Annotated in this window: 25 protein-coding genes; 17 read left to right on the plus strand and 8 right to left on the minus strand. The window is 46.6% G+C overall.

Translation table 11 applies throughout. The features are described 5' to 3' along the window. Window positions 1–291 (plus strand): integrase core domain-containing protein (locus BMZ95_RS00785; RefSeq protein WP_143454936.1); only part of this gene is annotated, 291 nt, incomplete at its 5' end. Between the two features lie 221 nt (window positions 292–512). Here BMZ95_RS00785 and BMZ95_RS00790 read toward each other — a convergent pair. Next, on the minus strand, window positions 513–1,322 hold the full coding sequence (locus BMZ95_RS00790; protein WP_014073347.1) for an N-acetylmuramoyl-L-alanine amidase family protein: 810 nt from the start codon (window positions 1,320–1,322) through the stop codon (window positions 513–515). Between the two features lie 245 nt (window positions 1,323–1,567). Here BMZ95_RS00790 and BMZ95_RS00795 point away from each other — a divergent pair, with 245 nt between their 5' ends. The 8 genes from BMZ95_RS00795 (at window position 1,568) to BMZ95_RS00830 (ending at window position 9,237) form a co-directional block, all read left to right on the plus strand. Beyond that, the gene (locus tag BMZ95_RS00795) at window positions 1,568–2,182 is read left to right on the plus strand and encodes a histidine phosphatase family protein (RefSeq protein WP_046922144.1); all 615 of its coding nucleotides are present in this window, start codon (window positions 1,568–1,570) and stop codon (window positions 2,180–2,182) included. 118 nt (window positions 2,183–2,300) lie between these two features. Continuing rightward, complete coding sequence (pyrH, locus tag BMZ95_RS00800) at window positions 2,301–3,020, plus strand: UMP kinase (RefSeq protein ID WP_014073352.1); 720 nt, start codon at window positions 2,301–2,303, stop codon at window positions 3,018–3,020. Between the two features lie 219 nt (window positions 3,021–3,239). Further along, window positions 3,240–3,800 (plus strand): ribosome recycling factor, encoded by a 561-nt coding sequence (gene frr / locus BMZ95_RS00805; protein WP_003694053.1) that lies wholly within the window; start codon window positions 3,240–3,242, stop codon window positions 3,798–3,800. A 108-nt stretch (window positions 3,801–3,908) separates the two neighbouring features. After that, window positions 3,909–4,697, plus strand: coding sequence for an undecaprenyl pyrophosphate synthase (locus BMZ95_RS00810; RefSeq protein WP_014073353.1), 789 nt, complete (start codon window positions 3,909–3,911; stop codon window positions 4,695–4,697). Continuing rightward, window positions 4,697–5,488, plus strand: a complete 792-nt coding sequence (locus BMZ95_RS00815) for a phosphatidate cytidylyltransferase (RefSeq protein WP_014073354.1) — start codon at window positions 4,697–4,699, stop codon at window positions 5,486–5,488. The genes BMZ95_RS00810 and BMZ95_RS00815 overlap by 1 nt, the downstream gene beginning before the upstream one ends. A gap of 19 nt (window positions 5,489–5,507) precedes the next feature. Then, a complete protein-coding gene (gene rseP / locus BMZ95_RS00820) occupies window positions 5,508–6,785 on the plus strand; it encodes an RIP metalloprotease RseP (protein ID WP_046922145.1) in 1,278 nt (425 codons plus the stop codon). A gap of 50 nt (window positions 6,786–6,835) precedes the next feature. Beyond that, complete coding sequence (locus BMZ95_RS00825) at window positions 6,836–8,554, plus strand: proline--tRNA ligase (protein ID WP_046922146.1); 1,719 nt, start codon at window positions 6,836–6,838, stop codon at window positions 8,552–8,554. A 74-nt stretch (window positions 8,555–8,628) separates the two neighbouring features. After that, window positions 8,629–9,237 carry a GNAT family N-acetyltransferase gene (locus BMZ95_RS00830; RefSeq protein WP_046922147.1) on the plus strand — a complete coding sequence of 203 codons (609 nt, stop codon included), beginning with the start codon at window positions 8,629–8,631 and terminating at the stop codon, window positions 9,235–9,237. Window positions 9,238–9,349: 112 nt separating this feature from the next. Here the strand turns inward: BMZ95_RS00830 and pdxT are convergent, their stop codons facing one another. Both pdxT and pdxS read right to left on the minus strand, forming a co-directional pair. Continuing rightward, window positions 9,350–9,922, minus strand: a complete 573-nt coding sequence (gene pdxT / locus BMZ95_RS00835) for a pyridoxal 5'-phosphate synthase glutaminase subunit PdxT (RefSeq protein WP_046922148.1) — start codon at window positions 9,920–9,922, stop codon at window positions 9,350–9,352. A 4-nt stretch (window positions 9,923–9,926) separates the two neighbouring features. Next, window positions 9,927–10,805 carry a pyridoxal 5'-phosphate synthase lyase subunit PdxS gene (gene pdxS, locus BMZ95_RS00840; protein ID WP_003694041.1) on the minus strand — a complete coding sequence of 293 codons (879 nt, stop codon included), beginning with the start codon at window positions 10,803–10,805 and terminating at the stop codon, window positions 9,927–9,929. A 111-nt stretch (window positions 10,806–10,916) separates the two neighbouring features. On the opposite strand from pdxS, the gene pdxR reads away from it, so the two are divergent. The 6 genes from pdxR to BMZ95_RS00870 all read left to right on the plus strand — a co-directional run bounded on the left by pdxR (window position 10,917) and on the right by BMZ95_RS00870 (window position 18,675). Further along, window positions 10,917–12,347 carry a MocR-like pyridoxine biosynthesis transcription factor PdxR gene (gene pdxR / locus BMZ95_RS00845; RefSeq protein ID WP_046922149.1) on the plus strand — a complete coding sequence of 477 codons (1,431 nt, stop codon included), beginning with the start codon at window positions 10,917–10,919 and terminating at the stop codon, window positions 12,345–12,347. Between the two features lie 213 nt (window positions 12,348–12,560). Next, complete coding sequence (gene hrcA, locus BMZ95_RS00850; RefSeq protein WP_014073361.1) at window positions 12,561–13,592, plus strand: heat-inducible transcriptional repressor HrcA; 1,032 nt, start codon at window positions 12,561–12,563, stop codon at window positions 13,590–13,592. Window positions 13,593–13,617: 25 nt separating this feature from the next. Further along, window positions 13,618–14,208 (plus strand): nucleotide exchange factor GrpE, encoded by a 591-nt coding sequence (gene grpE, locus BMZ95_RS00855; RefSeq protein ID WP_014073362.1) that lies wholly within the window; start codon window positions 13,618–13,620, stop codon window positions 14,206–14,208. 35 nt (window positions 14,209–14,243) lie between these two features. Then, window positions 14,244–16,106, plus strand: coding sequence for a molecular chaperone DnaK (gene dnaK, locus BMZ95_RS00860; RefSeq protein WP_046922150.1), 1,863 nt, complete (start codon window positions 14,244–14,246; stop codon window positions 16,104–16,106). Between the two features lie 101 nt (window positions 16,107–16,207). After that, the gene (gene dnaJ / locus BMZ95_RS00865; protein ID WP_046922151.1) at window positions 16,208–17,344 is read left to right on the plus strand and encodes a molecular chaperone DnaJ; all 1,137 of its coding nucleotides are present in this window, start codon (window positions 16,208–16,210) and stop codon (window positions 17,342–17,344) included. A gap of 71 nt (window positions 17,345–17,415) precedes the next feature. Next, window positions 17,416–18,675: a tetratricopeptide repeat protein gene (locus tag BMZ95_RS00870; protein WP_046922152.1), complete on the plus strand. Its 1,260-nt coding sequence runs from the start codon at window positions 17,416–17,418 to the stop codon at window positions 18,673–18,675. Between the two features lie 278 nt (window positions 18,676–18,953). Here BMZ95_RS00870 and BMZ95_RS00880 read toward each other — a convergent pair whose 3' ends face one another. The 4 genes from BMZ95_RS00880 to BMZ95_RS00895 form a co-directional block, all read right to left on the minus strand. After that, window positions 18,954–19,826: a site-specific integrase gene (locus BMZ95_RS00880; RefSeq protein ID WP_014073366.1), complete on the minus strand. Its 873-nt coding sequence runs from the start codon at window positions 19,824–19,826 to the stop codon at window positions 18,954–18,956. A gap of 171 nt (window positions 19,827–19,997) precedes the next feature. Then, window positions 19,998–20,579 carry a uracil-DNA glycosylase family protein gene (locus BMZ95_RS00885; RefSeq protein ID WP_046922153.1) on the minus strand — a complete coding sequence of 194 codons (582 nt, stop codon included), beginning with the start codon at window positions 20,577–20,579 and terminating at the stop codon, window positions 19,998–20,000. Window positions 20,580–20,623: 44 nt separating this feature from the next. Then, window positions 20,624–21,412: an MBL fold metallo-hydrolase gene (locus tag BMZ95_RS00890; protein ID WP_046922154.1), complete on the minus strand. Its 789-nt coding sequence runs from the start codon at window positions 21,410–21,412 to the stop codon at window positions 20,624–20,626. Between the two features lie 12 nt (window positions 21,413–21,424). Next, on the minus strand, window positions 21,425–22,855 hold the full coding sequence (locus tag BMZ95_RS00895) for a C69 family dipeptidase (RefSeq protein ID WP_046922155.1): 1,431 nt from the start codon (window positions 22,853–22,855) through the stop codon (window positions 21,425–21,427). A 165-nt stretch (window positions 22,856–23,020) separates the two neighbouring features. Here BMZ95_RS00895 and BMZ95_RS00900 point away from each other — a divergent pair, with 165 nt between their 5' ends. Then, complete coding sequence (locus BMZ95_RS00900) at window positions 23,021–23,209, plus strand: 2-hydroxymuconate tautomerase (RefSeq protein WP_014073370.1); 189 nt, start codon at window positions 23,021–23,023, stop codon at window positions 23,207–23,209. 75 nt (window positions 23,210–23,284) lie between these two features. Then, on the plus strand, window positions 23,285–24,592 hold the full coding sequence (gene lysA / locus BMZ95_RS00905) for a diaminopimelate decarboxylase (protein WP_046922156.1): 1,308 nt from the start codon (window positions 23,285–23,287) through the stop codon (window positions 24,590–24,592). Window positions 24,593–24,950: 358 nt separating this feature from the next. On the opposite strand, the gene BMZ95_RS00915 is transcribed toward lysA, so the two are convergent. Further along, the gene (locus tag BMZ95_RS00915) at window positions 24,951–25,757 is read right to left on the minus strand and encodes a Cof-type HAD-IIB family hydrolase (protein WP_046922157.1); all 807 of its coding nucleotides are present in this window, start codon (window positions 25,755–25,757) and stop codon (window positions 24,951–24,953) included. Window positions 25,758–26,109: the final 352 nt, after the last annotated feature.

Below are 26,109 nucleotides of genomic sequence, written 5' to 3' on the forward strand. Positions count from 1 at the left end.
ACGGACCGCGGAGCAGCATACTGTTCAATGGATTTCAATAATTATCTGACAGAGAATAAATGTGTTCACAGCATGTCTCATCCCGGGCATCCATGGGAGAATTCACCTATGGAACGCTGGTGGAACGATTTCAAGCACATCTGGATGGATCATCATCCGCGGCCTGCCAACCTTGAAGAGCTTGAAACATTAGTTCAGGGAGCAATAGACTATTTCAACAGGAAACGTGCCTATGCGTCAAAAAACGGCCTGACCACAGAACAGTTCCGAAATCAAGCCGTATCTTGTTAGTTAAAATTTTATATTTGAACTGTATACTTGACAGGACATAGTACAACCTGGCTTTGTCCGGCATTTTTTATTTTATAAAATACAGTGCTGCTCAAGGAAAGATCTCATTTAAAATTTACAGACACGTTTTGTTTTTGGGTTGTTCCGACATAGCAGGCGATTGTCACGCATCCGCAAACCCCCGGCATCATTCGGGTTTTTAATTTGAGGCAGCCTCTTTTTCAATCGTTATTTTCAATAAACTTCTTTAGGCCTTTTACGACGTCGTCCATTGCTTCGCTGCGATATGAAGGATCGGAGATGTTTTCGAAATCCTTTTGGGTGTTGATGTAGCCCATTTCAAGCAAAACTGACGGCTGAGTGTTGTCACGGATAACGAGAAAATCTCCTTTGTCAACACCGCGATTTTCAAGTCCTAGGGCTCCGAAGCTTTGGTTGATGCAGCGTGCGAGTTTAAGCGATTTGCCGGTGTGATAGTAATATGTCGTAAATCCCGAAGCGGCATTCGGCTGATCGCAAGAATCAAAGTGAATACTGATGAAAGCATCGGCATGAACCTGTTGGGCAAGAATCGGTCTTGAAGAAAGGCTGACCGTTTTATCTGAAGAACGCGTCATGTAGACCTTGGTACCATAACTTTCAAGCTTTTGCTCAAGTTCTTTGGCATAAAGGAGTGTGTACTTCTTTTCCATCTTGTTTTTGATTGACAATGCGCCCGAATCTGCGCCGCCGTGACCGGCATCAATGACGATCGTCGCATCGCTGAGCTTTTCGATCGGGTTCTTATAACCATCGGCAATCATCCAATCAGCGACCCATCCTGTTTTGCCGTTGTCCGTTTTAACGTGAAGCCAGTGATTCTTTCTTGAATAGACGGTCAGACGTTGTTCTTTTTTCAGGAAGCTTTTTTGCGGAAATTCAGTGCCGGGACCTTCTTTTAACACGGCATCAGTTGTTTCGACAACTATCTGATTCATATAAGTCCTGGTCCGATAGCCCAAGATGAAACCGAGTCCGAGAACAAGCAGCATGAGCAACAGGCTGCTTTTGGAGAACGGGCTTCGCTTTTGAGGATGAGACCTTTTTTGTCGAGTTTGGTTAGTCAACGAAATTTCAATCCTTTCTTTATATCTCAACATTATCAATTATAGCAAGAGTATGCTTGATTTTAAAAGAAGCAGTGAAAAAAATCGCAAAATATCCATAAGAAGTTCTTTTCATTTTTTTAAAATTCTTGCATACTATAACAGACAGGATAAATTTCGAGGTGAGAGACATGAAAAAACTATATTTGGTGCGCCACGGTCAAACGTTGTTTAACGAATTGCACATGACTCAAGGATGGTGTGATTCGCCGCTGACCGAACTTGGCAGAAAACAGGCAAAAGAAGCAGGGAGATCGCTCAGGAACGTTGATTTTTCAGCAGTTTACACGTCGACTTCGGAAAGAACTTCAGATACTGCGGAATTAATCACGGACAAGCCCTATACTAGACTCAAGGCATTGAAAGAAATTTATTTCGGACTTTATGAAGGGCAGCGCGAGTTCACGCAGCCTAAGAATTGGTTCGTTGACAACACCGATGCGTTTGTTCCGTACGGAGGCGAGTCCGTTCAAGAAATGGCTGAAAGATTTGAAAATTGCGTTAAGGCAATCATGAAAAAAGAAGAAGGAGAAAATATTTTGATCGTCTCGCACGGATGCACGATCGGAACTTTTTTGGATCGTTTCGCACCGGATACGATGCAATTGATCAGAAATCAGCATGGAATTCCGAATTGCAGCATTGCGGTTTTTGAATACGAGTCTGAAACCGAGAATTTCGTGTTGGAAAATTTGGTAGATCCGCTTCGTTGGGGTCATAAAGACGATGATGTCGTAAAACTCTGAATTTCACGATGGAAATCTTTTTAGAAAAGCAGTTTGAAAGCATATGAAAATAATGGTATCATATCTTAGAATGGTTTATGGCCTATAATGAATCAAGATTTAGGAGGAATTAACTCAGATGGCGGATATTAAATACAAACGTGTTGTTTTGAAATTGAGCGGTGAGGCATTGGCCGGTGAAGCAGGCCATGGCATCAATCCACCCGAAATCCGTAAAGTTGCCGAAGAAATCAAGGAAGTTCATGATCTCGGAGTCGAAATCGCGATTGTTGTCGGCGGCGGCAATATGTGGCGCGGCGAAGCAGGCGCAGCGATGGGCATGGAACGTGCGCAAGCCGACTACATCGGCATGCTCGGCACGGTGATGAACGCGTTGGCATTGCAGGATAATTTGGAATCGGTCGGGGTTCCGACACGCGTTCAAACGGCGATTGAAATGCGCCAGGTTGCTGAACCTTATATCAGAAGAAAAGCCATGCGTCACCTCGAAAAAGGCCGCATCGTGATTTTTGCCGCTGGGACCGGTTCTCCATATTTCTCAACTGATACGACTGCTGCGTTACGTGCCTCAGAAATTAACGCCGATGTGATTTTGATGGCCAAAAACGGTGTTGACGGGGTATATTCGGCAGATCCTCGTCAAGATGAAAATGCAGTCAAGTATGACAATTTGACGCATCTTGATATTATCAACAAGGGTCTTAACGTAATGGATACGACGGCATCCTCCCTTTCAATGGATAATGATATTCCGCTTGTCGTCTTCAATATGAATAAGCACGGCAACATCAAGAAAGTTGTTGTCGGTGAAAATATCGGTACGACGGTTACGAAATAATTGACAGCTTTAAAAGCCGGGTGCGCAGTTCCCGGCTTTTTTGATGTCAGATTATTTTTGACAAATTTACTTTGGTTAGATAACATAGTATTTGGTGATGATTTGGAATTATCTCGTGATATCAATGATAATTTCCTCAAAAAGGTTGACTTGAAAAAGCAACGGATACTTAAATACTTGATCGATGATTTATCGATAATCAGGAAGGAAGAAATAACAATGGGTGTTAGTTCAGAACTAGTTAAATATCAAGAAAAGATGCAAAAAGCAGAAGCCGCTTTGCAGCATGAGCTTGGCGGGATTCGTGCCGGCGTCGCCAATGCCAGCCTGCTCAATCGCGTGATGGTTGAATACTACGGTGCTCCGACTCCGCTTAACCAAATGGCGCAAATTTCAGTCCCTGAAGCACGCGTTTTGCTTGTTACGCCATATGACAAGTCTTCTTTAAAAGACGTCGAACATGCCTTGTTGGCATCAGATCTCGGCTTGACGCCGATGAACGATGGCAGTGCAATTCGTTTGGTCATTCCGCAGCTTACTGAAGAACGACGCAAGGAACTTGCCAAACAGGTTCGTGCGGCGGCTGAAAAGGGCAAAGTTGCGGTCAGAAACGTTCGTCGCGAAATGATGGATTCATTAAAAAAGGCACAAAAGAACGGCGACATGAGCGAAGACGTGCTTCATGATCTGGAAGACGAAGCACAAAAGATTACGGACGCTTCAATCAAGAATATTGATGGAATTACGGCTGCTAAGGAAAAAGAAATTTTGGCAGAATAGTCAGCTTTCCGAAATAACGGGGCAAAACGGCGCAATTTCAGGCAGAATGCGCTCAGCTGCCCCGTTATTCTTGTATCTGCTGAAACATGATTCGGAGGTTTTGAAAAGATGTTTTCAAAATTATTTAAGACGAATTCAGAAAATGAAACTGAAGAAGTCGATTTAGATGAAAATAAGATTCCAAACCATATCGCTGTCATCATGGACGGCAACGGACGCTGGGCGCAAAAGAGACATTTGCCGAGAGTTGCCGGACATAAGCAAGGGATGGAGAACGTAAAGGAAATTACCAAAGCAGCAAGCAATCTTGGTGTCAAAGTTTTGACGCTTTATGCATTTTCAACTGAAAATTGGAAGCGTCCCAAGTCTGAAGTCAGTTTTTTGATGGATCTTCCTTCAAAATTTTTTGACACGTTTGTTCCTGAATTGATTGAAAACAACGTCAAGGTAAACGTGATGGGGTATACGGATCAATTGCCGGAAAAGACGCAAAAAGCCGTTTTTGATGCGATTGAGCAAACAAAAAACTGCACGGGAATGATTTTGAACTTTGCTTTGAATTACGGTGGCAGAGCAGAGATCGTGACCGGCGTCAAAAAAATTGCCGAGAAAGTTCAAAATAACGAGCTTGCTGCAGATGAGATTGATGAAGAAACGATCCGCAAGAGTCTGATGACGGCATCCGTTTATCCGTATGATGATCCGGACCTTTTAATTCGGACAAGCGGTGAAGAACGCATTTCCAACTTCCTGTTGTGGCAGCTTGCTTACAGCGAGATGGTTTTCACCGATACTTTTTGGCCTGATTATTCTCCGGCTGATCTGGCGGAAGATATCAGCAAATTTCAACAACGAGATCGTCGTTTCGGCGGTCTGAACGAGGGGGACAAAAAATAATGAGAACACGTGTCATTACGGCAGTCGTGGCTTTGGCCGTTTTTATTCCGTTATTATTGATTGGCGGCGTGCCGTTTAATGTTTTGGTTTTTGCAATGGGCATTGCCGGAATGTCTGAATTTTTAATCATGAAAAAAGAGCTGATCGTTTCCGTTGAAGCATTGCTCAGTTTTATTGGTATTGCGGTGATGCTTGCGCCTGGCCAGTGTGCAAGGTTTTTGCCGAAAAACGTCACGACGCTTGATGCTTTTTATTTCGTAATGCTTGCGCTTTTGATCTACACCGTTTTTTCAAAAAACCGCATTTCGTTTGATGATGCAGGCGTTACGGCTTTAGGTGCGCTCTATGCCGGGATGGGCTTTCATTTGATGATGCAGGCTCGTGCCCAAAGCGTTTGGGTCATCTTATATGCGCTTTTGATCGTTTGGATTACCGACTCTGGTGCTTATCTGATCGGTCGAAAGCTCGGCAGGCACAAACTTGCGCCGCATGTCAGCCCCAACAAGACGTGGGAAGGGTCAATCGGCGGAAGTCTCGTGAGCGTAATCGTCGTTGGCCTTTACCTTGCATTTTCACCGGTCAAGTTTGCCTATGGCCTTCCGATCATGCTGTTGTTGACGGTTGTTTTGTCTGTCGGCGGTCAGATCGGCGATTTGATCGAATCTGCTTTCAAACGTCATTATGGCGTTAAAGATTCCGGTAAAATTCTTCCGGGACACGGCGGAATTTTGGATCGCTTCGATTCATTGTTGTTTGTGTTGCCATTGATGCATTTGTTCGGCCTGATTTAGGCCAGAGAGGAATCTGCCCGTGATTACGACAATAATAACTTTTATCATCGTCTTTGGAGTATTGGTGTTCGTACATGAATTCGGGCACTATTTCTTCGCCAAGCGTTCCGGAATTCTGGTGCGTGAATTTTCCATCGGCATGGGGCCAAAAATTTACGCGTATCACAAAAACGGAACAACTTATACGTTGAGGATCTTGCCTCTTGGCGGATACGTTCGCATGGCCGGACTTGAAGATGAGGAAGATTCTTTGAAAAAAGGACAGCCGATTTCGCTGTTGTTGGACGATAACGGCATCGTCAGGAAAATCAACGCATCTTCCAAGATGACTTTGTTAAATGCAGTGCCGCTTGAGGTGTCTGCATGGGATCTTGATCAAGAATTATGGATCAAAGGTTACGAAAACGGTGACGAAACAAAAGAGGTAACCTATCAGGTCGATCACGATGCGATGATTATCGAATCAGACGGAACCGAGGTTCAGATTGCACCGCTTGACGTTCAATTTCAATCGGCGGCGCTTCCTAACAGGATGATGACGAACTTTGCCGGGGCATTGAACAATTTTTTGTTGGCAATCGTTGCGTTTGCGCTCGTAGCGGTAATGCAAGGCGGCGTCATTACCAATACGACGACGCTTGGTCAAGTGCAGCACGATTCCGTTGCGCAAAAAGCCGGGTTGAAAAAGGGCGACACGGTTGTTTCGATCAACGGCGAAAAGGTTGCCGATTTTTCGGAAATGGCTGCAAAAATTGATGCCAACCCGGGCAAAAAACTTATTTTTAAGGTCAAACGCGGCAAAGATCAGGTTCTAAACATCAGCCTCAAACCCAAGACGGTGACTGAAGACGGCAAAAAATCAGGCAAAATCGGGGTGATTGCAAAACAAGCAGTCAACCGCTCTCCGATTGCGATTGCCGAGTACGGGTTCGTTCAAACGTGGAACGTCATGAAACAGATTTTTGCGGCTTTGGGAGCAATGCTTCACGGATTCAGCTTGAATGATCTCGGCGGCCCCGTCGCGATGTATTCATATACTTCAAAAGCGGCTCAGTATGGCGTTGTCAGTGTTATTTCGCTGCTCGCGTTTCTATCGGTCAACCTTGGGATCGTCAACCTGCTGCCGATTCCTGCTTTGGATGGCGGCAAGCTTTTGCTGAACGTTATTGAAGCTGTCAGAGGCAAGCCAATCGATCCGAATAAGGAAGTCGTTTTGACTTTGATCGGTTTCGCATTTATGTTGATTTTAATGTTTTTGGTAACGTGGAACGATATTCAGCGGTATTTCTTCCGCTAAGATGGTGTATAATATTACAAGTAAAAATTTGAGAGGGGTATCTGCTTTCTATGAAACAGTCAAAATTGTTGATTCCTACTTTAAAGGAAGTGCCAAGCGATGCTGAAGCAATCAGCCACCAATTGATGCTTCGCGGTGGGTACATCAAGCAAATTACGGCGGGGATGTATGCATATCTTCCGTTGGCATATCGCGTTTTGCGCAATATTGAAACAATTATCAGAGAAGAGATGGAGAATATCGATGCGGCTGAAATGCTGGTTCCGGCTGCTCTTCCTGCAGAACTTTGGAAACAAACCGGTCGTTATGAAACATATGGCCCGAATCTTTTCAAATTCCAAGATCGTCATGAACGTGACTTCATTTTGGGACCGACGCACGAGGAAACATTTACGACGATCGTGCGCGATGCCATCAAGACATACAAAAAGCTGCCGATTACGCTTTATCAGATTCAAACGAAGTATCGAGACGAGAATCGTCCGCGCTTCGGGTTGCTTCGCGGTCGTGAATTTATCATGAAAGACGCATATTCGTTCCATGCTGAAGAAGAAAGTCTTGATAAGACGTTCCGCGACATGGACTCTGCTTACACGAACGTTTTCAATCGCGTCGGGTTGAACTTCCGCTCGATTATCGGTGATGCCGGAGCAATGGGCGGCAACAATTCCAAGGAGTTCATGGCGATTGCTCCGATTGGTGAAGATACGGTTGTTTATTCTGATGAAAGCGACTATGCTGCCAACTTGGAAATGGCTCAAAACAAGCGAACGATGCCAAAGTCGCATGAAACGTTGGGAGAACTGCAGAAGGTGGCAACTCCCGGAGCCAAAACAATTGATGAGGTTGCTGAATTCTTGGGTTCTTCAGCCGATCGTGAAATCAAGACGCTGCTTTTCATTGCTGATGAAAAGCCGGTCGTTGTTTTGATGCACGGAAATGACGAAGTCAATGAAGTCAAGCTTAAAAATTATCTGTCATGCGACTTCTTGCGTCCTGCCGAAGAAGATGAGGCAAGAAAATACCTCGGTGCAGGCTTCGGTTCGCTCGGCCCCGTCGGAGTTTCCGAAGAAATCGAAATTTTGGCTGATCTTGACGTTGAAAACATGGCAAATGCCAGCGTCGGCGCAAACGAGGACGGTTTCCACTACCTCAATGCCAACCTTGGTCGCGATTTCAGCGTAACTCATTTTGCAGATCTCAGAACGGTTCAAGAAGGGGAAATTTCGCCTGACGGAAAAGGCCATCTCAAGTTCACGCGCGGAATCGAAATCGGACATATCTTCAAGCTCGGCACGCGCTATTCCAAGGATTTGGATGCCGTCGTGCTTGACGAAAACGGACGTCAGCTTCAAATCATCATGGGCTGCTACGGCATCGGCGTTTCCCGTTTGCTTTCTGCAATCGTTGAACAGCATTCTGATGAAAACGGCATCGTTTGGCCGCGTTCAATCGCACCGTTTGACGTGCACGTGATCCCGGTCAACATCAAGAAGGAAGAACAGGTCGAACTTTCCGAAAAGGTGACGGAATTGCTTGAAAATGCAGGGTATAAAGTCCTCGTCGATGATCGCAGGGAACGTCCGGGCGTCAAATTTGCCGATTCCGATCTGATTGGAATTCCTGCCAGAATCACGGTCGGCAAAAAGGCTGCTGAAGGCATCGTCGAAATCAAATTGCGTCGCACGGGTGAAACGCTTGAAGTCAAGCTTGACGAATTGCTCAACTCGCTTCAGATTTTGCTCAAAGAAGAAAGCCTGGCTAAATAATTTTTGAGATAAAGCGTTTCTGATATTGTCAGGAGCGCTTTTTTTGGATAAAATTGACGCATAAATCAAAAAGGATGATTGATATGGCGAAGACAACTTTAAGATTTGCAGAAATCGATGATGCAAACGAGCTGCTTCAAATTTATGCTCCGTACGTTGAGCAAACTGCTATCACGTTTGAATATGATGTTCCCACGGTAGCCGAATTTTCAAAAAGAATCAAAAATACCAAGGAGAGGTATCCTTACATCGTTGCGGAGAGTGACGGCAAAATCATCGGCTATGCTTATGCCGGCACGTTTAAATCCAGGGCTGCCTATGACTGGGCAGTTGAAACGTCCATCTACGTTGCAAAAGACGATCGCGGTCATGGGACGGGCACGCTGTTGTATGCCGCGCTTGAAGCGATGCTGAAACTTCAAGGCATCACCAACGTCAATGCCTGCATCACGTATGCGGATCAAGAAGATGAGCATCTTACGCACGGAAGCGTTGATTTTCACAAAAAGCATGATTATCGACTCGTTGGAAGGTTCAAAAGGTGCGGTTATAAATTTGACACGTGGTATGACATGATTTGGATGGAGAAGTTCATCTCAAGACATGTCGTTCCGATGCCTGCAATAAAATCAATCAAAGAAATTGAAGACGAAGCCGAACGGACGCTTGAATCGCTTTCGTGAAAGCATTAAGAGGATAAAAAAATAAAAGTCCGGATGAGTTTCAAGCAACTGAAACTCATCCGGACTTTGTTTTAAGATCATCACGGGACTTTTTTCAAAGCTGCCGTTTGTTTCAAACGAATTTTTCTGCAAAATATTCATGAAAGCCTGCATCGTCGGTCAGTTCCGGATGAAAAGACGAAACCAGCATGTTGTCCTGTTTTGCACAGACGATGTTGCCATCGACCGTAGCCACGGCTTGTGCTTTTTGTCCGAGTTCTGTGATGTAAGGAGCACGGATGAAAACGAGCGGAAGCGGATCTTTTGAAATTTCAGGAATTTCTTTTTCGCATGAAAAACTGTCAAGCTGAGATCCGTAAGCGTTGCGTTTGACGGTGATGTCCATCGTTGACAGATAGCGTTCGTCTTGATCTTCAATGTTTTTGGCGAGCAAAATCATTCCTGCACAAGTCCCCCAAACGGGCAGACCTGCTTCAATCGACTGTTTCAAAGGTTCGGTCAGATTAAAGTAGTTGAGCAGACGTCCCATCGCAGTTGATTCACCGCCTGGAAGAATCAGGCCATCGACTTCTGCGATCTTTTCTTTTGTTTTGACGATGACGGGCTCGATTCCTGCGAGTTTTCTAAGCTTTTCTCGATGTTCTTCGATCGCGCCCTGCATGCCTAAGATTCCGATTTTTTTCATTTGCTTACCATCCGCGCTTGTCGAGGTGTTCTTCTTCAGGCAAAGCATCGCAGTTGATGCCGACCATGGCTTCGCCGAGATCTTCAGAAATGACAGCGAGTTTTTCCGGATCATCGTAGAACGTGGCAGCTTCGACGATTGCCTTGGCGCGTTTCTTCGGATCGCCGGATTTGAAGATGCCTGAGCCGACGAAGACGCCATCCGACCCAAGCTGGAGCATCAAGGCAGCATCGGCCGGCGTTGCAACGCCGCCGGCGGCAAAGTTGACGACCGGAAGCTTGCCGTTGTCGTGAACGTACTGAATCAGATCGAACGGCGCAGCGTATTCTTTGGCGAGATGCATCAATTCAGGCTGCGACGCTGCTTGAACGCGTCGAATATCCTGCTGCATCGTCCGCATGTGGCGAACGGCTTGCGAAACGTCGCCCGTGCCTGCTTCGCCCTTTGTTCTGATCATGCTGGCTCCTTCGCCGATGCGTCTAAGCGCTTCGCCAAGGTTTCTGGCACCGCAAACGAACGGAATGTCAAACGAGGACTTGTCGATATGATTTTCGTAATCTGCCGGTGTCAAAACTTCTGATTCGTCTATGTAGTCGATTCCGATTGCCTGCAAAATCTGCGCTTCGACGAAGTGACCGATTCTTGCCTTTGCCATGACCGGAATCGAAACTGCTTCTTTGATTTCGCGAATCATTTTCGGATCCGACATGCGTGCAACACCGCCTTCTTTGCGGATGTCCGCCGGAACGCGTTCCAAGGCCATGACGGCGACCGCTCCAGCGTCTTCTGCGATTTTGGCCTGTTCGACGTTCGTCACGTCCATGATGACTCCGCCCTTTAACATTTGAGCCAAGTTCTTGTTTAAAGTGTAGCGATCTGACATATAAAATTCCTCCTTGAATGCAGATAAGTCCCTTGATAAAATTGTAACGTAACAATTTTGAAGAATTTCCAAGAGTCAATGACATTATAATCAAAAGCGAGGTGCGTGACAATGGAACAAGACATAAAACAAGAGATTGTATCGATACAGTTGGATAGTGAGAGCATGATTCCGCTGTATGTTCAGCTTTATCGCCATATCAAACAAATGATCGAGCAGGGAAAACTGAGCACCAATTTCAAGATGCCCCCGATCAGATGGATGGCAGAAAAGCTTCAGATCAATCCGGGAACAGTTGTCAGAGCATACAAGGAGCTTGAAAAGAACGGCTTTTTGATCAGCAAGTGGGGCAGCGGCAGCTTTGTGGCTGAAGTACCGCTTTATGAAAGCGAAGAATCTGACGAACAAACCGCATTCGCGTATCAAAGCACTGCATTTTCAGAAGAAATGATCGACATGTCAAGCGTTGCGCTCGATCCGGACAGATTTTCCGCCAAAAGCTTCAAACGCGCCGTCAATCGCGTTCTTGACGCTTCGGGCGGCAGAGCCTTTACGGTTGAAGACAATCTTGGGTGCTATTCGCTAAGAGAATCGCTTGCGCTTGAGCTTTCCAAACGCAAGATAATGACTTCGCCCCAAAACGTGCAGGTGATTTCTGGCGCTCAGCAAGGGATCGATATTTGCGCGCGCGCAATGATTGAACCTGGCGACTGCGTGTTTGCGGAAGATCCGACCTATCCCGGGGCGCTCGAATCGCTTCGGGCGAGCGGTGCCAAAATCATCGGAATTCCGATTGACGAAAATGGCCTTCGCGTTGATGAATTCGAAAGAAAACTGGAAGTTTTTCGGCCAAAGCTGGTGTATTTGATGCCAATCGTGCAGAATCCGACGGGGCTTTCAATGTCGCAAAAGACCAAGCGCAAGATTTTGGGACTGGCGCATTTTTATGATTTTTACGTCATTGAAGACGATTATTGCAGCGGAATTTTGTACGATGAGGTCGAATCGGCTCCGCTTAAAGCCTATGACCGCGACGATCGCGTAATCTACATCAGAAGCTTGTCGCAAATGTTCGTGTCCGGGATGAGACTCGGATATCTGATTATGCCGAGCAAGCTTGCCGACAGCCTGAAAAGCGTCAAGCGAATGACCGACATTCAAACTTCAGGTTTGATTCAGCGAATTTTTGACTATTATCTGCGCAGCAATTTATGGAACGAGCATAAAACAAAGCTTCAAGAGTCTTATCAGCATCAATTTGCCGCTTCCTGTCGCATTCTTGATGAAAAATTCAGAGCTTCGTTTGATTGGTGTCTTCCGTCAGGAGGTTTTTGTTTTTGGATCAGACTGAAAAACGGACTTTCAGCCAAAAAAGTCGTCGAAGAATCGCGCAAGCGGGGACTGATCATTTCAAACGGAGACGCATATTACGTTTACTCCAAACCTGACGATCATTTGCGGATTTCAATCGCGCAGGTCAGCGAAGAAAAAATGATCGAAGGCTTTGAAAGATTGGCAGAAGCGATTGCCGAGATTTCTTAGTAATTTTTTAATAATTTTTAGCAGAAAAAATGCAAGGTGCCAAAAGCCGCGTCATTCTTAGCACTCTAGCATGAACAGTGCTAAAAACAGGACGAAAAAGCCGCTGAAATCACGTTTTTATGGTGTTATCCGCTTGACAAGATTGCCAACCTTGTGTATATTAATAATTGACTTAGCACTTAGATGTGTTAAGTGCTAAAAAGAGGTGATTGTATGTTAACTGAACGACAGCTTTTGATTCTTGAGGCAATCATTCGCGACTATACGAATGAGGGACAGCCAATCGGATCGAAACGTCTGGAACAGCAATTGCCTATTCATGCAAGTTCGGCAACGATTCGAAATGAGATGGCTGCGCTTGAAAAACTGGGCTTGATCGCAAAGGAGCATTCAAGTTCCGGGAGAATTCCTTTGGAACGAGGGTATCGCTATTACGTCGACCATATCATGAAACCTGCCAAGATAGACAGGGGCGCGGTTCAAAACATTCGACAATCGTTTGGGAATGAATTTCAAAAGGTTGATGAGATCGTCGCCACTTCGGCACGGATTTTGTCTGATCTGACGAAATACACGGCTATTTCGTTAAAACCTGAATCAGCCGACATTCGGTTGGAAGGGTTCAGGATGGTTCCGATTGGCGATCGGCAAGTCATGGTGATTCTTGTTACCAGTGACGGCACGGTTGAAAGTCAGATGTACAATCTTCCGGCAGGAATTCATGGCGACGAGCTCGAATCGGTCATTCGCGTCATTAATGACAAGGTTGTCGGCTTGTCACTGAATCAGGTGGTTGCCAAGTTGCATGAATGCTTGCCCCTCATTACGAAGTATTTGCATAAGCCTGACGGATTCATGGATGCGTTTGGCAGCATCCTTGACAAAGCGGTCAAAAAGCAGGTATACGTAAGTGGCAAGACGAATCTTTTGAGCTTTGCGCACTGGGAAGACCCGGAGCAGATCAAAGCTTTGTATTCGCTGATCGATCAGTCGGCGAACCTTGGAATGCTGCTTGAAAACAGGGACGGTGACGTTTCCGTCAAATTGGGATCCGAGCTTTCGGATGCGCTTTTGTCCCATTACAGCCTTGTTTCTGCAGCGTATGATGACGGTAATAACGGTCAGGGAATCATTGCGATTCTTGGTCCGACGAACATGCCGTACTCAAAAGTCATCGGCCTGCTCGATGCATTCAGAGATGAGCTTACGCAGCGCATCTTTGATTATTACCAGCATCTGAACTGAATTTTGAAAGAAAAGGGGTGTTTACGTGGCTGAAAAAGATCAAGAAAAAAAGCCTGAGGTTTCTGAAAAGGAAAAAGTGACGGCTGAAAAGAACGTCGATCAAGACACTGCAAAAAAAGAGCCCGAAAAAAAACAATCAAGCGAGGAAACGGACGAGGAAACGGAAAAGAAGCTTTCAGATCTCCAAAAGAAATATGATGAGCTGGAAGACAAGTATCTGCGTGCCGAAGCCGAGATGCAGAACATGACCAAACGCTTCAAAAAAGAACAGCAGCAGCTGCTCAAATATGAAGGACAAGACCTCATTCGAGAGATTTTGCCGGTCGTCGACAACTTGAATCGCGCTTTGCAGATCGACGTCAAGGAGAGCGGTTCCGAACAGCTTAAGCGAGGAATCGAGATGGTTCAGCGAGACATGGAAAAGGCTTTGAAAGACAACGACGTCACAAAGATTGAAGCATTGGGACAAACTTTTGATCCGACGCTTCACCAGGCCGTTAAAGCGGTGCCCGTCGAAGAAGGTCAAAAAGCCGAAACGATCGTTGAAGTCTATCAAGACGGCTACATGCTGAAGGATCGCGTTTTGCGTCCGGCAATGGTCGTCGTTGCACAATAATTAAGGAAATCAATTAAGAAAAGGAAGAATATCTAATGGCAAAAATCATTGGTATCGATTTGGGGACGACTAACTCTGCAGTTGCAGTCCTCGAAGGCAAAGAATCTAAGATTATCACAAATCCGGAAGGCAATCGTACGACTCCTTCCGTCGTATCATTCAAAAACGGCGAAACGCAAGTCGGTGAAGTTGCCAAGCGTCAAGCAATCACGAACCCGAACACGATTTCATCAATCAAGCGTCACATGGGCGAAGAAGGCTACAAGGTAAACGTTGAAGGCAAGGATTACACTCCTCAGGAAATTTCGGCAATGATTCTTCAATACATCAAGGACTATGCTGAAAAGTATCTTGGCGAAGAAGTTACGCAAGCCGTTATCACGGTGCCTGCATACTTCAACGATTCGCAGCGTCAGGCAACAAAAGATGCCGGCAAGATTGCCGGACTCAAAGTTGAACGCATCGTCAACGAACCAACGGCTGCAGCTTTGGCTTACGGTCTTGACAAGCAGGACAAAGACGAAAAGATTCTCGTCTTCGACCTTGGCGGCGGTACGTTTGACGTTTCCATCCTTGAACTTGGCGACGGCGTTTTCCAAGTTCTTTCGACAAACGGCGATACGCATCTTGGCGGTGACGATTTTGACAACAAGATCATCGACTGGCTGGTTGAAGGCTTCAAGAGCGAACACGGCATCGATCTTTCAGCTGACAAGATGGCAATGCAACGTTTGAAGGATGCTGCTGAAAAAGCTAAGAAAGACCTTTCCGGCGTAACTTCGGCACAGATTTCCCTTCCGTTCATCACGGCCGGAGCAGAAGGCCCGCTTCACTTGGAAACAACGCTGACGCGTGCCAAATTCAACGAATTGACGCAAGACCTCGTTGAACGCACGAAGATTCCCGTTCGCAATGCTTTGGCAGATGCCGGCTTGACGAATGCCGATATTGATGAAGTCATCCTGGTCGGCGGTTCAACGCGCATTCCTGCAGTTAAGGAAGCCGTTAAAGCTGAAACGGGTCACGTTCCTAACGAATCAGTCAACCCTGATGAAGCGGTTGCTTTGGGTGCTGCCATCCAAGGCGGCGTCATCACGGGTGACGTCAAGGACGTCGTTTTGCTCGACGTTACGCCTCTTTCCCTTGGGATTGAAACGATGGGCGGCGTCTTCACCAAGCTGATCGATCGCAATACGACGATTCCAACGTCCAAGTCTCAAGTCTTCTCAACGGCTGCCGACAATCAGCCTGCCGTAGACATCCACGTCCTTCAAGGCGAACGTCCGATGGCTGCCGACAACAAGACGCTCGGTCGTTTCCAATTAACGGACATTCCTGCCGCACCTCGTGGCGTTCCTCAAATTCAAGTCACGTTCGATATCGATAAGAACGGGATCGTTAACGTTTCTGCCAAGGATCTTGGCACGAACAAGGAACAAAAGATCACAATCAAGAGTTCGTCCGGCCTTTCAGATGAAGAAATCGATCGCATGGTCAAGGAAGCTAAGGAAAACGAAGAAGCCGACAAGAAACGCAAGGAAGAAGTCGATCTCAGAAACGAAGTCGATCAGCTTCTCTTCCAAACGGACAAGACTTTGGAAGAAGTCAAGGACAAGGTCGATGCTTCTGAAATCAAGAAGGTTGAAGATGCTCGCGATGCTTTGAAGAAGGCACAGGAAGCAAACAACCTTGAAGAAATGAAGACTAAAAAAGACGACCTTACGAAGGCTATCCAAGATATTTCCGTCAAGTTGTATGAACAAGCACAACAGGCACAACAACAAGCAGGTGCTCAAGGCGCAGCCGGAACGCAGGATGCGGGCAATGGTTCTGCAGGAAACGACGGCAATACCGTTGACGGCGATTTCAAAGAAGTCGATCCAGACGATAAGAACTAAGAGTCAAAAAAGAGCTGGATTCGTTCCGGCTCTTTTTTATTTATTGAACCTATGTTAAGCTAGATTCATAAGAATGAGAAAATTTTTGAAGGGGTATCAATATGGCAGAACAAAGAGATCCATATGACGTTTTGGGCGTTTCAAAAGACGCATCTGCTGATGAAATCAAAAAAGCATACCGCAAATTATCAAAGAAATACCATCCTGATCTGAATCATGAGCCAGGGGCTGAAGAAAAATTCAAGGAAGTCAATGAAGCTTTTGATATTTTGGGCGATCCTCAAAAGAAAGCTCAATACGATCAATTCGGCGCAGCAGGTGCGCAAGGCGGATTTGGTCAAGGGTTTGGAGGCCAAGGCTTTGGCGGTGGAGATTTTGGCGGATTTGGCGGATTCAGCGACATCTTTGATTCATTTTTCGGAGGCGGAGGCGCCTCTCGCAATCAAAATGCTCCGCGTCAGGGACGCGATCTTCAATACGAGATGCGCTTGACGTTTGAAGAGGCCATCTTCGGCAAAACGACTGAAATTCAGTATTCAAGAGAAGAAACGTGTTCAACGTGCAACGGCAGCGGTGCCAAGGCCGGGACAAGTCCCGTTACCTGTTCTCACTGCGGCGGACGCGGATTTATCCAGGTTCAGCGTCAAACGCCGCTTGGTCGCGTAATGACTCAGCAGGAATGCGACGTTTGTCATGGCACCGGCAAGGAAATCAAAGAAAAATGCACGACTTGCCACGGCGCAGGTCACGTCAGAAAGAAGCATGCCGTTCAAGTCAAGGTTCCGGCCGGCGTTGAAAACGGCAATCAGATGCGCTTGCAGGGACAAGGCGAAGCCGGCTTTAACGGTGGTCCTTACGGTGACCTGTTCATTGTCTTTGTCGTTGATCAAAGCAAAGAGTTCCGTCGTGACGGTGCCGAAATCTACTTTAATCAAGACATCAGCTTCGTTCAGGCGGCTTTGGGCGATGAAATCGAAGTCAAAACCGTCCACGGAAACGTCAAGCTCAAGATTCCGGCAGGAACGCAAACCGGCACGACTTTCCGCTTGAAAGGCAAGGGCGCGCCGAAATTGCGCGGATCCGGCAATGGTGACGAGCAGGTCACGGTCAACATCGTGACGCCAAAGAATCTCAATGAAAAGCAAAGGCTTGCTTTGAAGGCTTTTGCGGAAGCCTCCGGCAAAAAGTCGTTTGGCGAAGGATTCTTTGAAAAACTGAAGAAACAATTCAAAGACTGATTCAAAAACGGCACGGGCATCAGCGAGGCTGAAGGTCTGGGCCGTTTTTTGGACGGAAAGGCATCACTTAAATGACTCATTCAGAAAAAATGCTTGAGCTGCTCGAAAAAGGACAGCTTGAGGAAGCAAAAAAAGAATTTGGCTGGGCTTTGCGAAAAGATGACGATCAGATGATCTACAGTCTTGCAGAAGAGCTTTATTCGCTCGGATTTTCCAAACAATCCAAGCGAGCATATGAAAAATTGCTTGAACGCTATCCGGATGAAGACGGCATCAAAACGGCACTGGCCGATATCGAAATCAGCGACGGCAATGATGATCGTGCGCTTGAGCTTTTAGCGCAGATTACGCCTGATTCCGATTCATATCTGGAAGCGTTGCTTGTTTCGGCCGATTTGTATCAGACACAGGGCATGTTTGACGTCAGCGAACAGAAACTGCTTGAGGCAAGAAGGCTTGCCCCGGATGAAACGGTGATTTTGTTTGGCCTTGCCGAACTGTATTTCAACGTCAAAGAATACCGCAAAGCTGCCCGGTGCTACCTTGATTTGGTCAAATCAGGCGTGTTGGAATTCTCAAAAGTCAACCTCGTCAGCCGACTCGGGCTTTCATACGCGGGCTTTGGCAAACTCGAAACGGCTCTTGGATACCTGGAACAGATTCCGGAAGAAGAACTTGATTCGGACACGCGGTTTCAGTTGGCGTTCATCCAGTTTCAGCAAAAGGATTTTGAAAATGCTCAAAAGAATTTCGAAAAGCTGCGCGACACGAATCCGGATTATTCGACGCTTTATCCGTACCTGACCGCAATCTATGAGCATGACGGCAACTTGGCTCAGGCTTTGAGGACGGCCCAGGAAGGACTCGGAGTCGATGAGTTCAATATGGCGCTTTATGAAAAGGCGGCAGAGCTTTCCGCAAAATGCGGAGAACCAAAAAAGGCACTCGAGTACCTCAAGCATGCCAATGAGATCGATCCAGAAGACTTGAACGTGGTTCTCAAATTGAGCAGATTGCTTGTCGAATCAGGGCTTCACGAAGAAAATATCGAACTCGTCAACAAATATCTTGAAAATGATGAGGCAGATCCTGAGCTTTGCTGGAATTTGGGCAAGTCCTGCGCTTCGCTTGACAAATATGACGAAGCTTTGCGGTATTATTTGGCAGCAGAGCGCGAATTAGGTGAAAACCCTGAATTTTTAAAGGATGCAGCCTACTTCTATCGCAATGCCGGCGAACGCAAGCGCGCTTTGGCGTGTGCGAAAAAAGCCTTGGAAACCTTCAGCGAAGACTATGAACTTGAAATGCTGAAAGAAGAATTGGAGTTTTAAAAAAGAGGCTGGGAAGAAACCATGTCTCAAAATGAAAAACCGGATGATTTGCAGTCAATCGCAAATCCAATCCGGTTTTTTTGCATGCATGATGCTTGCTATGATGGAAATAACCAAAAATAGTTTGGCGGTAAATTTGACTGAGAGTTTGTCGCGCTGATTTATCAGGCGCTGCATTTGGCAAAAGCTCTGCCGGTTACGGACACATTTAGTAAAATTGTCCTTCTGTCCGTAAAATTGAGTGAGATTTTGGATAGATTGGTTGAGCAGCACGGCATTTAATTTAATTCAAGAGGAAAACGGGACTTTTTTCCAGCCTCTTTTGTCGATTCAAGCATTGAAAGCTTCATGCGGTAATAATTCAGCGAATCAGGCGCAAGACGCATCGCTTTGCACAGATCAGCATCGCCAAGCTGTTGGTTTTGTTTAATGAAGTTCAAAATGTTTGCCTGATAAAGCTTTTGCGGTATCAGGCGCAAATCCGTCAGCTTCTGGTCTTTTTTCAGGTATTTGTGAATCCCGGGCAAAGTCACGCATGGTTCAAGCAGGTTGATTCTTTGCTTTAAAAAAAGATCTTCGCAGTTTTGACGACGCTTCAGTTCGGAAGTTCCCCGGTTGAATTCGTCAATGAACGTCTGCTCAAAGGAATTGAACGTTTCAGAAGCCAAGACCTTGTAAAATCCCGGCTGAATGATTTCCGAAATTGTATAAAAATGTGAAAGACAAAGCAAAACCATGCGGGTGTACAACGTCAGCTGCTGATTTTTTAAGCAGTCTTCCAGCCCGTCGGCCCAGTTCAAGGGAACGACTTGTTCCGTTTCCTTTTTCAATCCCTTTAAAGAAATCGTCGGCAAAGAAGTCGACAGCTTATGGGTGAAAAGGAAAGTAAAATAAACGTTCAGATGCGTCAGGGTCTTGTTGTAGGTCGAATTTTTGATTTCGCGCTTGACCTGAAGCATGTTGAGATAATCGCGCACGTCAGATTCTTCGATATTTGAAAGGCTCGGGTTCAAGCGATAGACCAGATTGAACTGCCTGAGATGAGTAAAAAGCCGTTCGACGTCGCTGCAGATGTCTTGTTGGGTGCTGTCGGCCAAAACGCGTTTGTTGGTCAGATAATGCCGGAACTGTTTTTCATAGGGGAAAGCCATTTTATCGCCTCGCTTCTGATTGTTTCGGTTTAAGTATAGCAGTAATTTGCACAAATGACAACGATAGGAGGTTACTTTAACTTTTTTGAAAAATACAGTCCAAAAACCAAGGCGGGTTTTCTTTTTTTTAGAATCAAGCGTACAAAAATAGCCCAACCTGAAACGATTGAGCTATTTCAAAATATCGGCCGTTTTTTCGCGAAGATCCGGCAAAACCTCTGCTTCAAACCACGGATTGTTCTTCATCCAAATCTGATTTCTCGGCGAAGGATGGACGAGCGGAAAATACTTCGGCAAAAATCTCTTGTAGTCTTTTACGACGTCCGTCAATTTTTGTGAGCTTTTCAAATGAAGATAATGCTTGACCGCATAGCTTCCGACGAGCAAAGTCAGTTGAATATCCGGCATGGCGCTGAGCAAACGGGGATGCCATTTGGCGGCAAAGCCCTTGCGCGGCGGCAAATCACCAGACTTGCCAGTTCCGGGGAAATAAAAGTCCATCGGCAAAACGGCGATTTTGCCTGATTCGTAAAAAACGTTCCTGTCAATTCCGAGCCAGTTACGCAAGCGATCTCCGCTGCGATCGTTCCAGACGATGCCCGTATCTTGGGCTTTTTTTCCGGGAGCCTGCCCAATAATCAAAATACGAGCGTTTTTTGTCGCATAGTAGAGCGGATCGATGTTTTTTGCGGAATATTTTGCATTTTCCGGGTCGGACTTGATTTCGTTATAGATGTCATTTAAATTTTCCATGCTTCAAGTATAACACCTAACTTGTCACAATTGAAACACTTTGCTTAGCAATATCTGACTTCTCTTGGAACGATGATTTTGATCAGGTCGTCGATTTCGCTTGGGCTTTGCGTTTCGCACACGACGTCAAATGTCTGGCGCAAGTCGGCAATCAGCACGTCGCCGTCGGTTCCCGTTTCGAAATCGTCAAACGGAAAGAAGGACTTGGCAATGTTTGCTTGAAGAGGAGTCAAAAGCAGCCGGTGTCCTGTTTTTTGACACAAATCGTTCAGCTTGGCCAAAGATTCCGGATCATAAAGAGAAAAATTCGTTGAAACTGCAGCGCCTTCTTCAAGATTTTCGAGTTCTTTTGCGATCTTCTTGAAATCAGGCAAGAGCGAGTCCTTGTTTTCAATCAGATCTTTGCCGAGGATCAATGAGCTCAAAGCTTGATCTCTGAAGAACTGTTTCCATTTTTTGATTCGTTTTTTATGCAGGCCGTGCGCAACGAAGCGTTTCGCATAGCCGATCTTTTCATTTTCGTCTTCCAAAAGTAAGATGCATGCGCCAAACCAGCCGTCGTCGCTTGCTTTGGCAGTGACGCGAAGATTTTTAAGGTTCAGCGGATAGTCGTAAGGCAAGATTTTCAGGTTTTTTGGAAAATCAAGTCCAAGCTCGCAGTACCGATTCAGTTTTTGAAGCAGCTTGTAAATCTCTTGTGTCGTGAACGCTGTGCATTTTTCAGGCAAAACGGGCAGCAGATGAATCAGTTCGGTCGTCAGATGCGTAAAGAAGACATGGTCTTTTTCGTGCATCTCGCTTGCGTCCGTCGGATCAAGACAGATGTTTTTCATATCGTTCACCTCTTACAGATTGGCATCGGTTTTGAAGTTGAGCGGCGAAAGATCCGTTGATTCGGTGATCAGTTCGGCCGTCAGCTTTTCGACCTTGTCCAAAGCAAGCCTCTGCATCTCGAGCGAAGCCTTCGTCAGCAGTTCAAAACGCGCCTCGTCTTTGAGTTCTTTAGCTTTTTTATCTGTTTCAAGAATCTTTTGCTTGAATTCGATTGCACATTCTTTTTGAAGATCGTGAAGTTTCGTTCCAAAGAGCGGATAGTGCGGATCGACTAAAATTCCCAGGAGCTTGTATGCCCAGTAGGCGGAGTCTTTGGAGTAGGTCTTTTCGCCATGCTTGTATGCATCCAAAACGTCGGTCGTGCCAGCGTAGACAGGTACGAAGACGCTTTGACAGGTCACGCCCATTGCAAGCCAGTGAAGACCGGCGATTTCCGGGGCAAATCCAGGGCGCATCTGCAGCAGGTGAGATTCCTGCGTCTTGGCCAGGCTAATCGGACGAAACTTGTGCTTCAGATCGTCAGGACCTTTGCCGAGCGGATCGTACGGACTGTTTTGGAAGTGAGCGCTCATGACGTATTCCAGGTCGTCCATGAAAAGCTTGCGATCGGGTTTGCGAATGAAAGGCAATTCTTCGCTCATCGGATCTTGTTTTTGGCTCGGAGAAAGAATTCGCTGTCCGTCCCAAACGCGCGGCGTGCTGTAAATTTCGTCAGAAAGCGTGTGCGTTCCGAAGATGTTGCGGAAGTTGAAGCACGTTTCATCCGGATTGAGATGATTTTTTGAAACGAATTCCTGAATGGAAGCAGAAAACATGAAGTTGTCCGGATCATCGAAGGCGATTTCCTGGATGGCAAGCTGGTTGGCCACGACGGCATAGCAGTCGTCAGGGATGCGTTGTGCGACCCAGTGGTGACCGGAGCCCGTTTCAAGGTACCAGATCTCATCTTTGTCCGAAAAAAGAATCCCGTTTGATTCGCAGGTTCCGTATTTTTCAACGATGGCTCCGAGCCGTTTGACGCCTTCTCTTGCAGTCTTGACGTACGGCAAGACGACGGTAACCATCGCTTCTTCGCCGATGCCTTTTTCAACCAGCGGATCAAAGCCCAAAACACGCTCGTTGGCATAGGCGCTTTCGGTCGCGCTCATGCAGACGCCGTATTCGTTGATGCCGTCTTCTTCAAACAGACCGAACTCGTCCGTCCACTCCGGCGTGGCACTGTATTTGAACCGAGTCTTTTCAAGCGGCATCGCAAAGCCGTTGTCCTTTGAAACGAAGGCCTGATCCTCAGCAAACGTCTGGCGCGGATGAATGACCATATGTTTTGGCCAGGCGCTTTTTGAGTCCTCGTTGCGGCCGATGACGGTCGAACCGTCGGCCATGGCTTTTTTGCCGACGAGGATGCTCGTGCAGGCGGAAAATTCAAAATTATGTTGCAGCATTGCTTGTTCACGTCCTTTTTTAGTCTCTTCTGCAATTAGATTATAGCTTATCTGTCTTTGACAAAACTTGAAAAAAACGCATAAAAGGCCAAATTCTAATTGCATTTTAATCTCTATCTATGCAATAATGTTAACATAGACAGTGAACAGAAGGGAATGTTTTAAATGCCACTTATTCATATCGAACTTATCGAAGGTCGCACGCAAGAGCAGCTCAAAAATCTTGTTGCAGACGTTACGGATGCCGTAACTAAAAATACCGGTGCTCCGGCAGAACACGTGCACGTCATTTTGAGCGAGATGCGCAAGGACCGCTATGCGGTCGGCGGCGTGCTCAAGAGCGACGAAAAATAAGCAATACGTGAAGCCGGGGAGGAGATCCGCGGCTTTTTCGTTATATATGACAAATTCAGCGTCGGGAAAGGAAGAGTGCAGTTGGCAGATTCAGTTGAAGTAAACGAACAGGGACATTTGTTGATAGGTGGGGTCGATGCTGTCAAATTGGCCGAAAAGTACGGCACTCCGCTGATCGCATACGACGTCAGGAAAATAAAAAAGCAGATTCGCGGATTCAAACAGGCTTTTGAGGATGCTGGCGTCAAATACATGGTTTCGTATGCAAGCAAGGCTTTTTCCGCGCTTGCGATGTATCAGCTGATCAACAAGTACGGGCTCGGCTGCGACATCGTTTCCGGCGGTGAGCTTTATGCGGCATTAAAGGGTGGGATGCCGCCTGAACGCATTGAATTTCACGGAAACAACAAGCTTCAAGACGAGCTTGAAATGGCAGTCGATGAAAAAATCGGCACGATCGTCGTCGACAACTTCCGCGAGATCAAACTGCTCGATCACATTTTACGCCGCAAGCATGCAAACATCGGCGTCGTTTTGCGCGTCACGCCAGGCATTGAAGCCGAAACGCATCAGTACATCATGACCGGGCAGTCGAATTCCAAATTCGGGTTTGACATCCGTTCAGGTCAAGCAGAAGAGGCGCTGCAGCAGCTGATGAAGAATCCGCGGATGAACCTGATGGGGATTCATTGCCACATCGGCTCGCAGATTTTTGCCGTCAACGGTTTCCTAATGGCGGCAGAAAAGCTGGTCGAAGTTTTGGCCGACTGGAAGAAGCGTTTCGGCTACGAAGCAGACGTTTTGAACCTTGGCGGCGGGTTCGGCATTCGCTACAACGATTTCGATCAGCCGCTTCCGGCCGAAGAATTCGTATCCGCAATCGTGGAACGCGTCAAGGAACTGGTCGCAAAATACGATCTCAAGATGCCTGAAATCATCATCGAACCCGGTCGCGCCATGGTCGGTGAAGCCGCAACGACGCTTTACACGATCGGTTCGCGAAAGGACGTCGACGGCGTCTGCCACTTTTTGGCCGTTGACGGCGGAATGGGCGACAACATCCGCCCTGCGCTTTACGATGCGCATTACGAGGCATATCTTGCCGATCGGCCGAACGCGTTGCGCGAGCAGATGGTCACCGTTGTCGGCAAGTACTGCGAGTCGGGCGACGTTTTGGTCCATGACTGTGCCTTGCCGAACACCAAGCCGGGAGACATCCTGGCCATGCCGTCGACCGGTGCCTACGGTTATACGATGGCCTCAAACTACAACCGCAATCCGCGGCCTGCCGTCGTTTTTTGCGAAGACGGCAAGTCAAGACTCGTTGTCAGAAGAGAAACGTATGCCGACATGATGGCGTGCGAACTAGGCTTGGAAGACTAAAAAGAGTCTGGGAACCATCCTGAATCAAATGAAATGCCGAACAAGTATGGTCGATTTGCGACTGACTTTGTTCGGCATTTTTTATTTTATAAGATACAGTGCTGCTCAATTTATCTGAACAAGATATCGTTCAAATTTACGGACAAAGCTGGCTTTTTGGAGCGTTTGTCCGTAAAACTCGGGTCGAAACTTCCAAAATCTTACGGACAAACAGCGATTTTTAACCATTTTGTCCGTAATCGCTATTTTTCGAGCAGCCCGTTTACGGACAAAATCTCAATTTTCATCGACGTGTCCGTAAACGACAGCGATTTTGCCAAATGCAACGTCTGTTAAGGAGCATTTAAAATAAATTCTGTTACAGGCCTAAAGCTTTTTGCAGATAATTTGCGACGCCGTCATGATCGTTGTCGAATTCGGTCACGTCGTCTGCGATTCGCTTGAGCTTGTCGGTTCCGTTCTTCATCACGACGCCAAGCCCGGCATAGTCGATCATTTCGGCATCGTTGTGCTCGTCTCCGAAGGCGATGATGTCTTTGCGGTCGATCTTGTAGGTTTTGGCCAAAAACTCAACGCCGTGAGCCTTGCTGATGCCTTTTGGCGACAGCTCGAGAATCGGGTTCGGGCCGCCCCAGACGCCGACGTTGATTTTGCTGCCGAACGCTTTTTCAAGCTTTTTGACGATGTCTGCCTTGCTGTTTTGATCCACCAGCATGGTCATTGCTGCCGGATCGTGCTTGAGATTCGTTCGATTCAGCACCTGATCCTTGCGCAAAGCCGCCGGAAAGAAACCGTCGATCAGCGTGTTCGGCACGTCTGACAGCGCCATCGTCTTGCCCTCTGCCGAAACGACCTTGATTCCGAGGCGTTGTTTGGCCTCTAAAATGTCGAAGGCGATGCTTTTGGAAAACGTCGTCTGATACTCGTGCTCCCACTGCTTGTGCGGGATGTATCCCAAAGCACCGTTGAAGTTGATCATCGGACCTTTGAGCTTCAGTTCGTCATAATAGCCCACGGCCATTCTGTTGGGCCGTCCGGTGACGATTGAAACGACGTGTCCCGCCTGTTGAGCCTTGTTCAAAATTTCTTTTGTCTTTTGCGTGATTTGCGTTTTGCCGTTAAGCGTTGTTCCGTCCAAATCCAGTGCGATCAGTTTGCGTTTCATGATTCCCTCCGTTTGTGTTGCTTACTCAAAGGTAACACAGAAAGGGGGCGGTGGCAATTTTTAAATTGGTGTTTGAAGATTTTGAGGGGGAGGATGTCCAGGAAAGTTATTTCAAAAAATTGAAAATATGTTGGTCAATTTAGAAGAAAATCTCGCTAAAGGGTAAGAAGATTGATAAAAACAGTCTTGTCCATTAATAGCGAGAGGGAATATAATGGACGTAATATATGTACGTAGCGATCTCTTGACGGAAAGTTTTATGAATTTAAGATTGCTATCGAATTTCTAGCGGAAAGGAATTATGATTATGAGATTCACTCACTCACTCACTCACTCACTCACTCACTCACTC

The sequence above is a fragment of the Ligilactobacillus ruminis DSM 20403 = NBRC 102161 genome, assembly GCF_900113455.1.
GTDB classification, from domain to species: Bacteria; Bacillota; Bacilli; order Lactobacillales; family Lactobacillaceae; genus Ligilactobacillus; species Ligilactobacillus ruminis.

Excerpts from the sequence above, each read along its gene's own strand:
- BMZ95_RS00825 (WP_046922146.1), top strand. The coding sequence starts at position 6,836 with ATGAAACAGTCAAAATTGTTGATTCCTACTTTAAAGGAAGTGCCAAGC.
- pdxS (WP_003694041.1), bottom strand. The coding sequence starts at position 10,805 with ATGTCAGATCGCTACACTTTAAACAAGAACTTGGCTCAAATGTTAAAG.
- BMZ95_RS00900 (WP_014073370.1), top strand. The coding sequence starts at position 23,021 with ATGCCACTTATTCATATCGAACTTATCGAAGGTCGCACGCAAGAGCAG.
- BMZ95_RS00915 (WP_046922157.1), bottom strand. The coding sequence starts at position 25,757 with ATGAAACGCAAACTGATCGCACTGGATTTGGACGGAACAACGCTTAAC.
- dnaJ (WP_046922151.1), top strand. The coding sequence starts at position 16,208 with ATGGCAGAACAAAGAGATCCATATGACGTTTTGGGCGTTTCAAAAGAC.
- BMZ95_RS00870 (WP_046922152.1), top strand. The coding sequence starts at position 17,416 with ATGACTCATTCAGAAAAAATGCTTGAGCTGCTCGAAAAAGGACAGCTT.
- frr (WP_003694053.1), top strand. The coding sequence starts at position 3,240 with ATGGGTGTTAGTTCAGAACTAGTTAAATATCAAGAAAAGATGCAAAAA.
- dnaK (WP_046922150.1), top strand. The coding sequence starts at position 14,244 with ATGGCAAAAATCATTGGTATCGATTTGGGGACGACTAACTCTGCAGTT.
- BMZ95_RS00795 (WP_046922144.1), top strand. The coding sequence starts at position 1,568 with ATGAAAAAACTATATTTGGTGCGCCACGGTCAAACGTTGTTTAACGAA.
- BMZ95_RS00810 (WP_014073353.1), top strand. The coding sequence starts at position 3,909 with ATGTTTTCAAAATTATTTAAGACGAATTCAGAAAATGAAACTGAAGAA.
- BMZ95_RS00880 (WP_014073366.1), bottom strand. The coding sequence starts at position 19,826 with ATGGCTTTCCCCTATGAAAAACAGTTCCGGCATTATCTGACCAACAAA.
- pdxR (WP_046922149.1), top strand. The coding sequence starts at position 10,917 with ATGGAACAAGACATAAAACAAGAGATTGTATCGATACAGTTGGATAGT.
- hrcA (WP_014073361.1), top strand. The coding sequence starts at position 12,561 with ATGTTAACTGAACGACAGCTTTTGATTCTTGAGGCAATCATTCGCGAC.
- BMZ95_RS00790 (WP_014073347.1), bottom strand. The coding sequence starts at position 1,322 with ATGCTGCTTGTTCTCGGACTCGGTTTCATCTTGGGCTATCGGACCAGG.
- BMZ95_RS00890 (WP_046922154.1), bottom strand. The coding sequence starts at position 21,412 with ATGAAAAACATCTGTCTTGATCCGACGGACGCAAGCGAGATGCACGAA.
- BMZ95_RS00815 (WP_014073354.1), top strand. The coding sequence starts at position 4,697 with ATGAGAACACGTGTCATTACGGCAGTCGTGGCTTTGGCCGTTTTTATT.
- BMZ95_RS00830 (WP_046922147.1), top strand. The coding sequence starts at position 8,629 with ATGATTGATATGGCGAAGACAACTTTAAGATTTGCAGAAATCGATGAT.
- pyrH (WP_014073352.1), top strand. The coding sequence starts at position 2,301 with ATGGCGGATATTAAATACAAACGTGTTGTTTTGAAATTGAGCGGTGAG.
- BMZ95_RS00895 (WP_046922155.1), bottom strand. The coding sequence starts at position 22,855 with ATGCTGCAACATAATTTTGAATTTTCCGCCTGCACGAGCATCCTCGTC.
- pdxT (WP_046922148.1), bottom strand. The coding sequence starts at position 9,922 with ATGAAAAAAATCGGAATCTTAGGCATGCAGGGCGCGATCGAAGAACAT.
- BMZ95_RS00885 (WP_046922153.1), bottom strand. The coding sequence starts at position 20,579 with ATGGAAAATTTAAATGACATCTATAACGAAATCAAGTCCGACCCGGAA.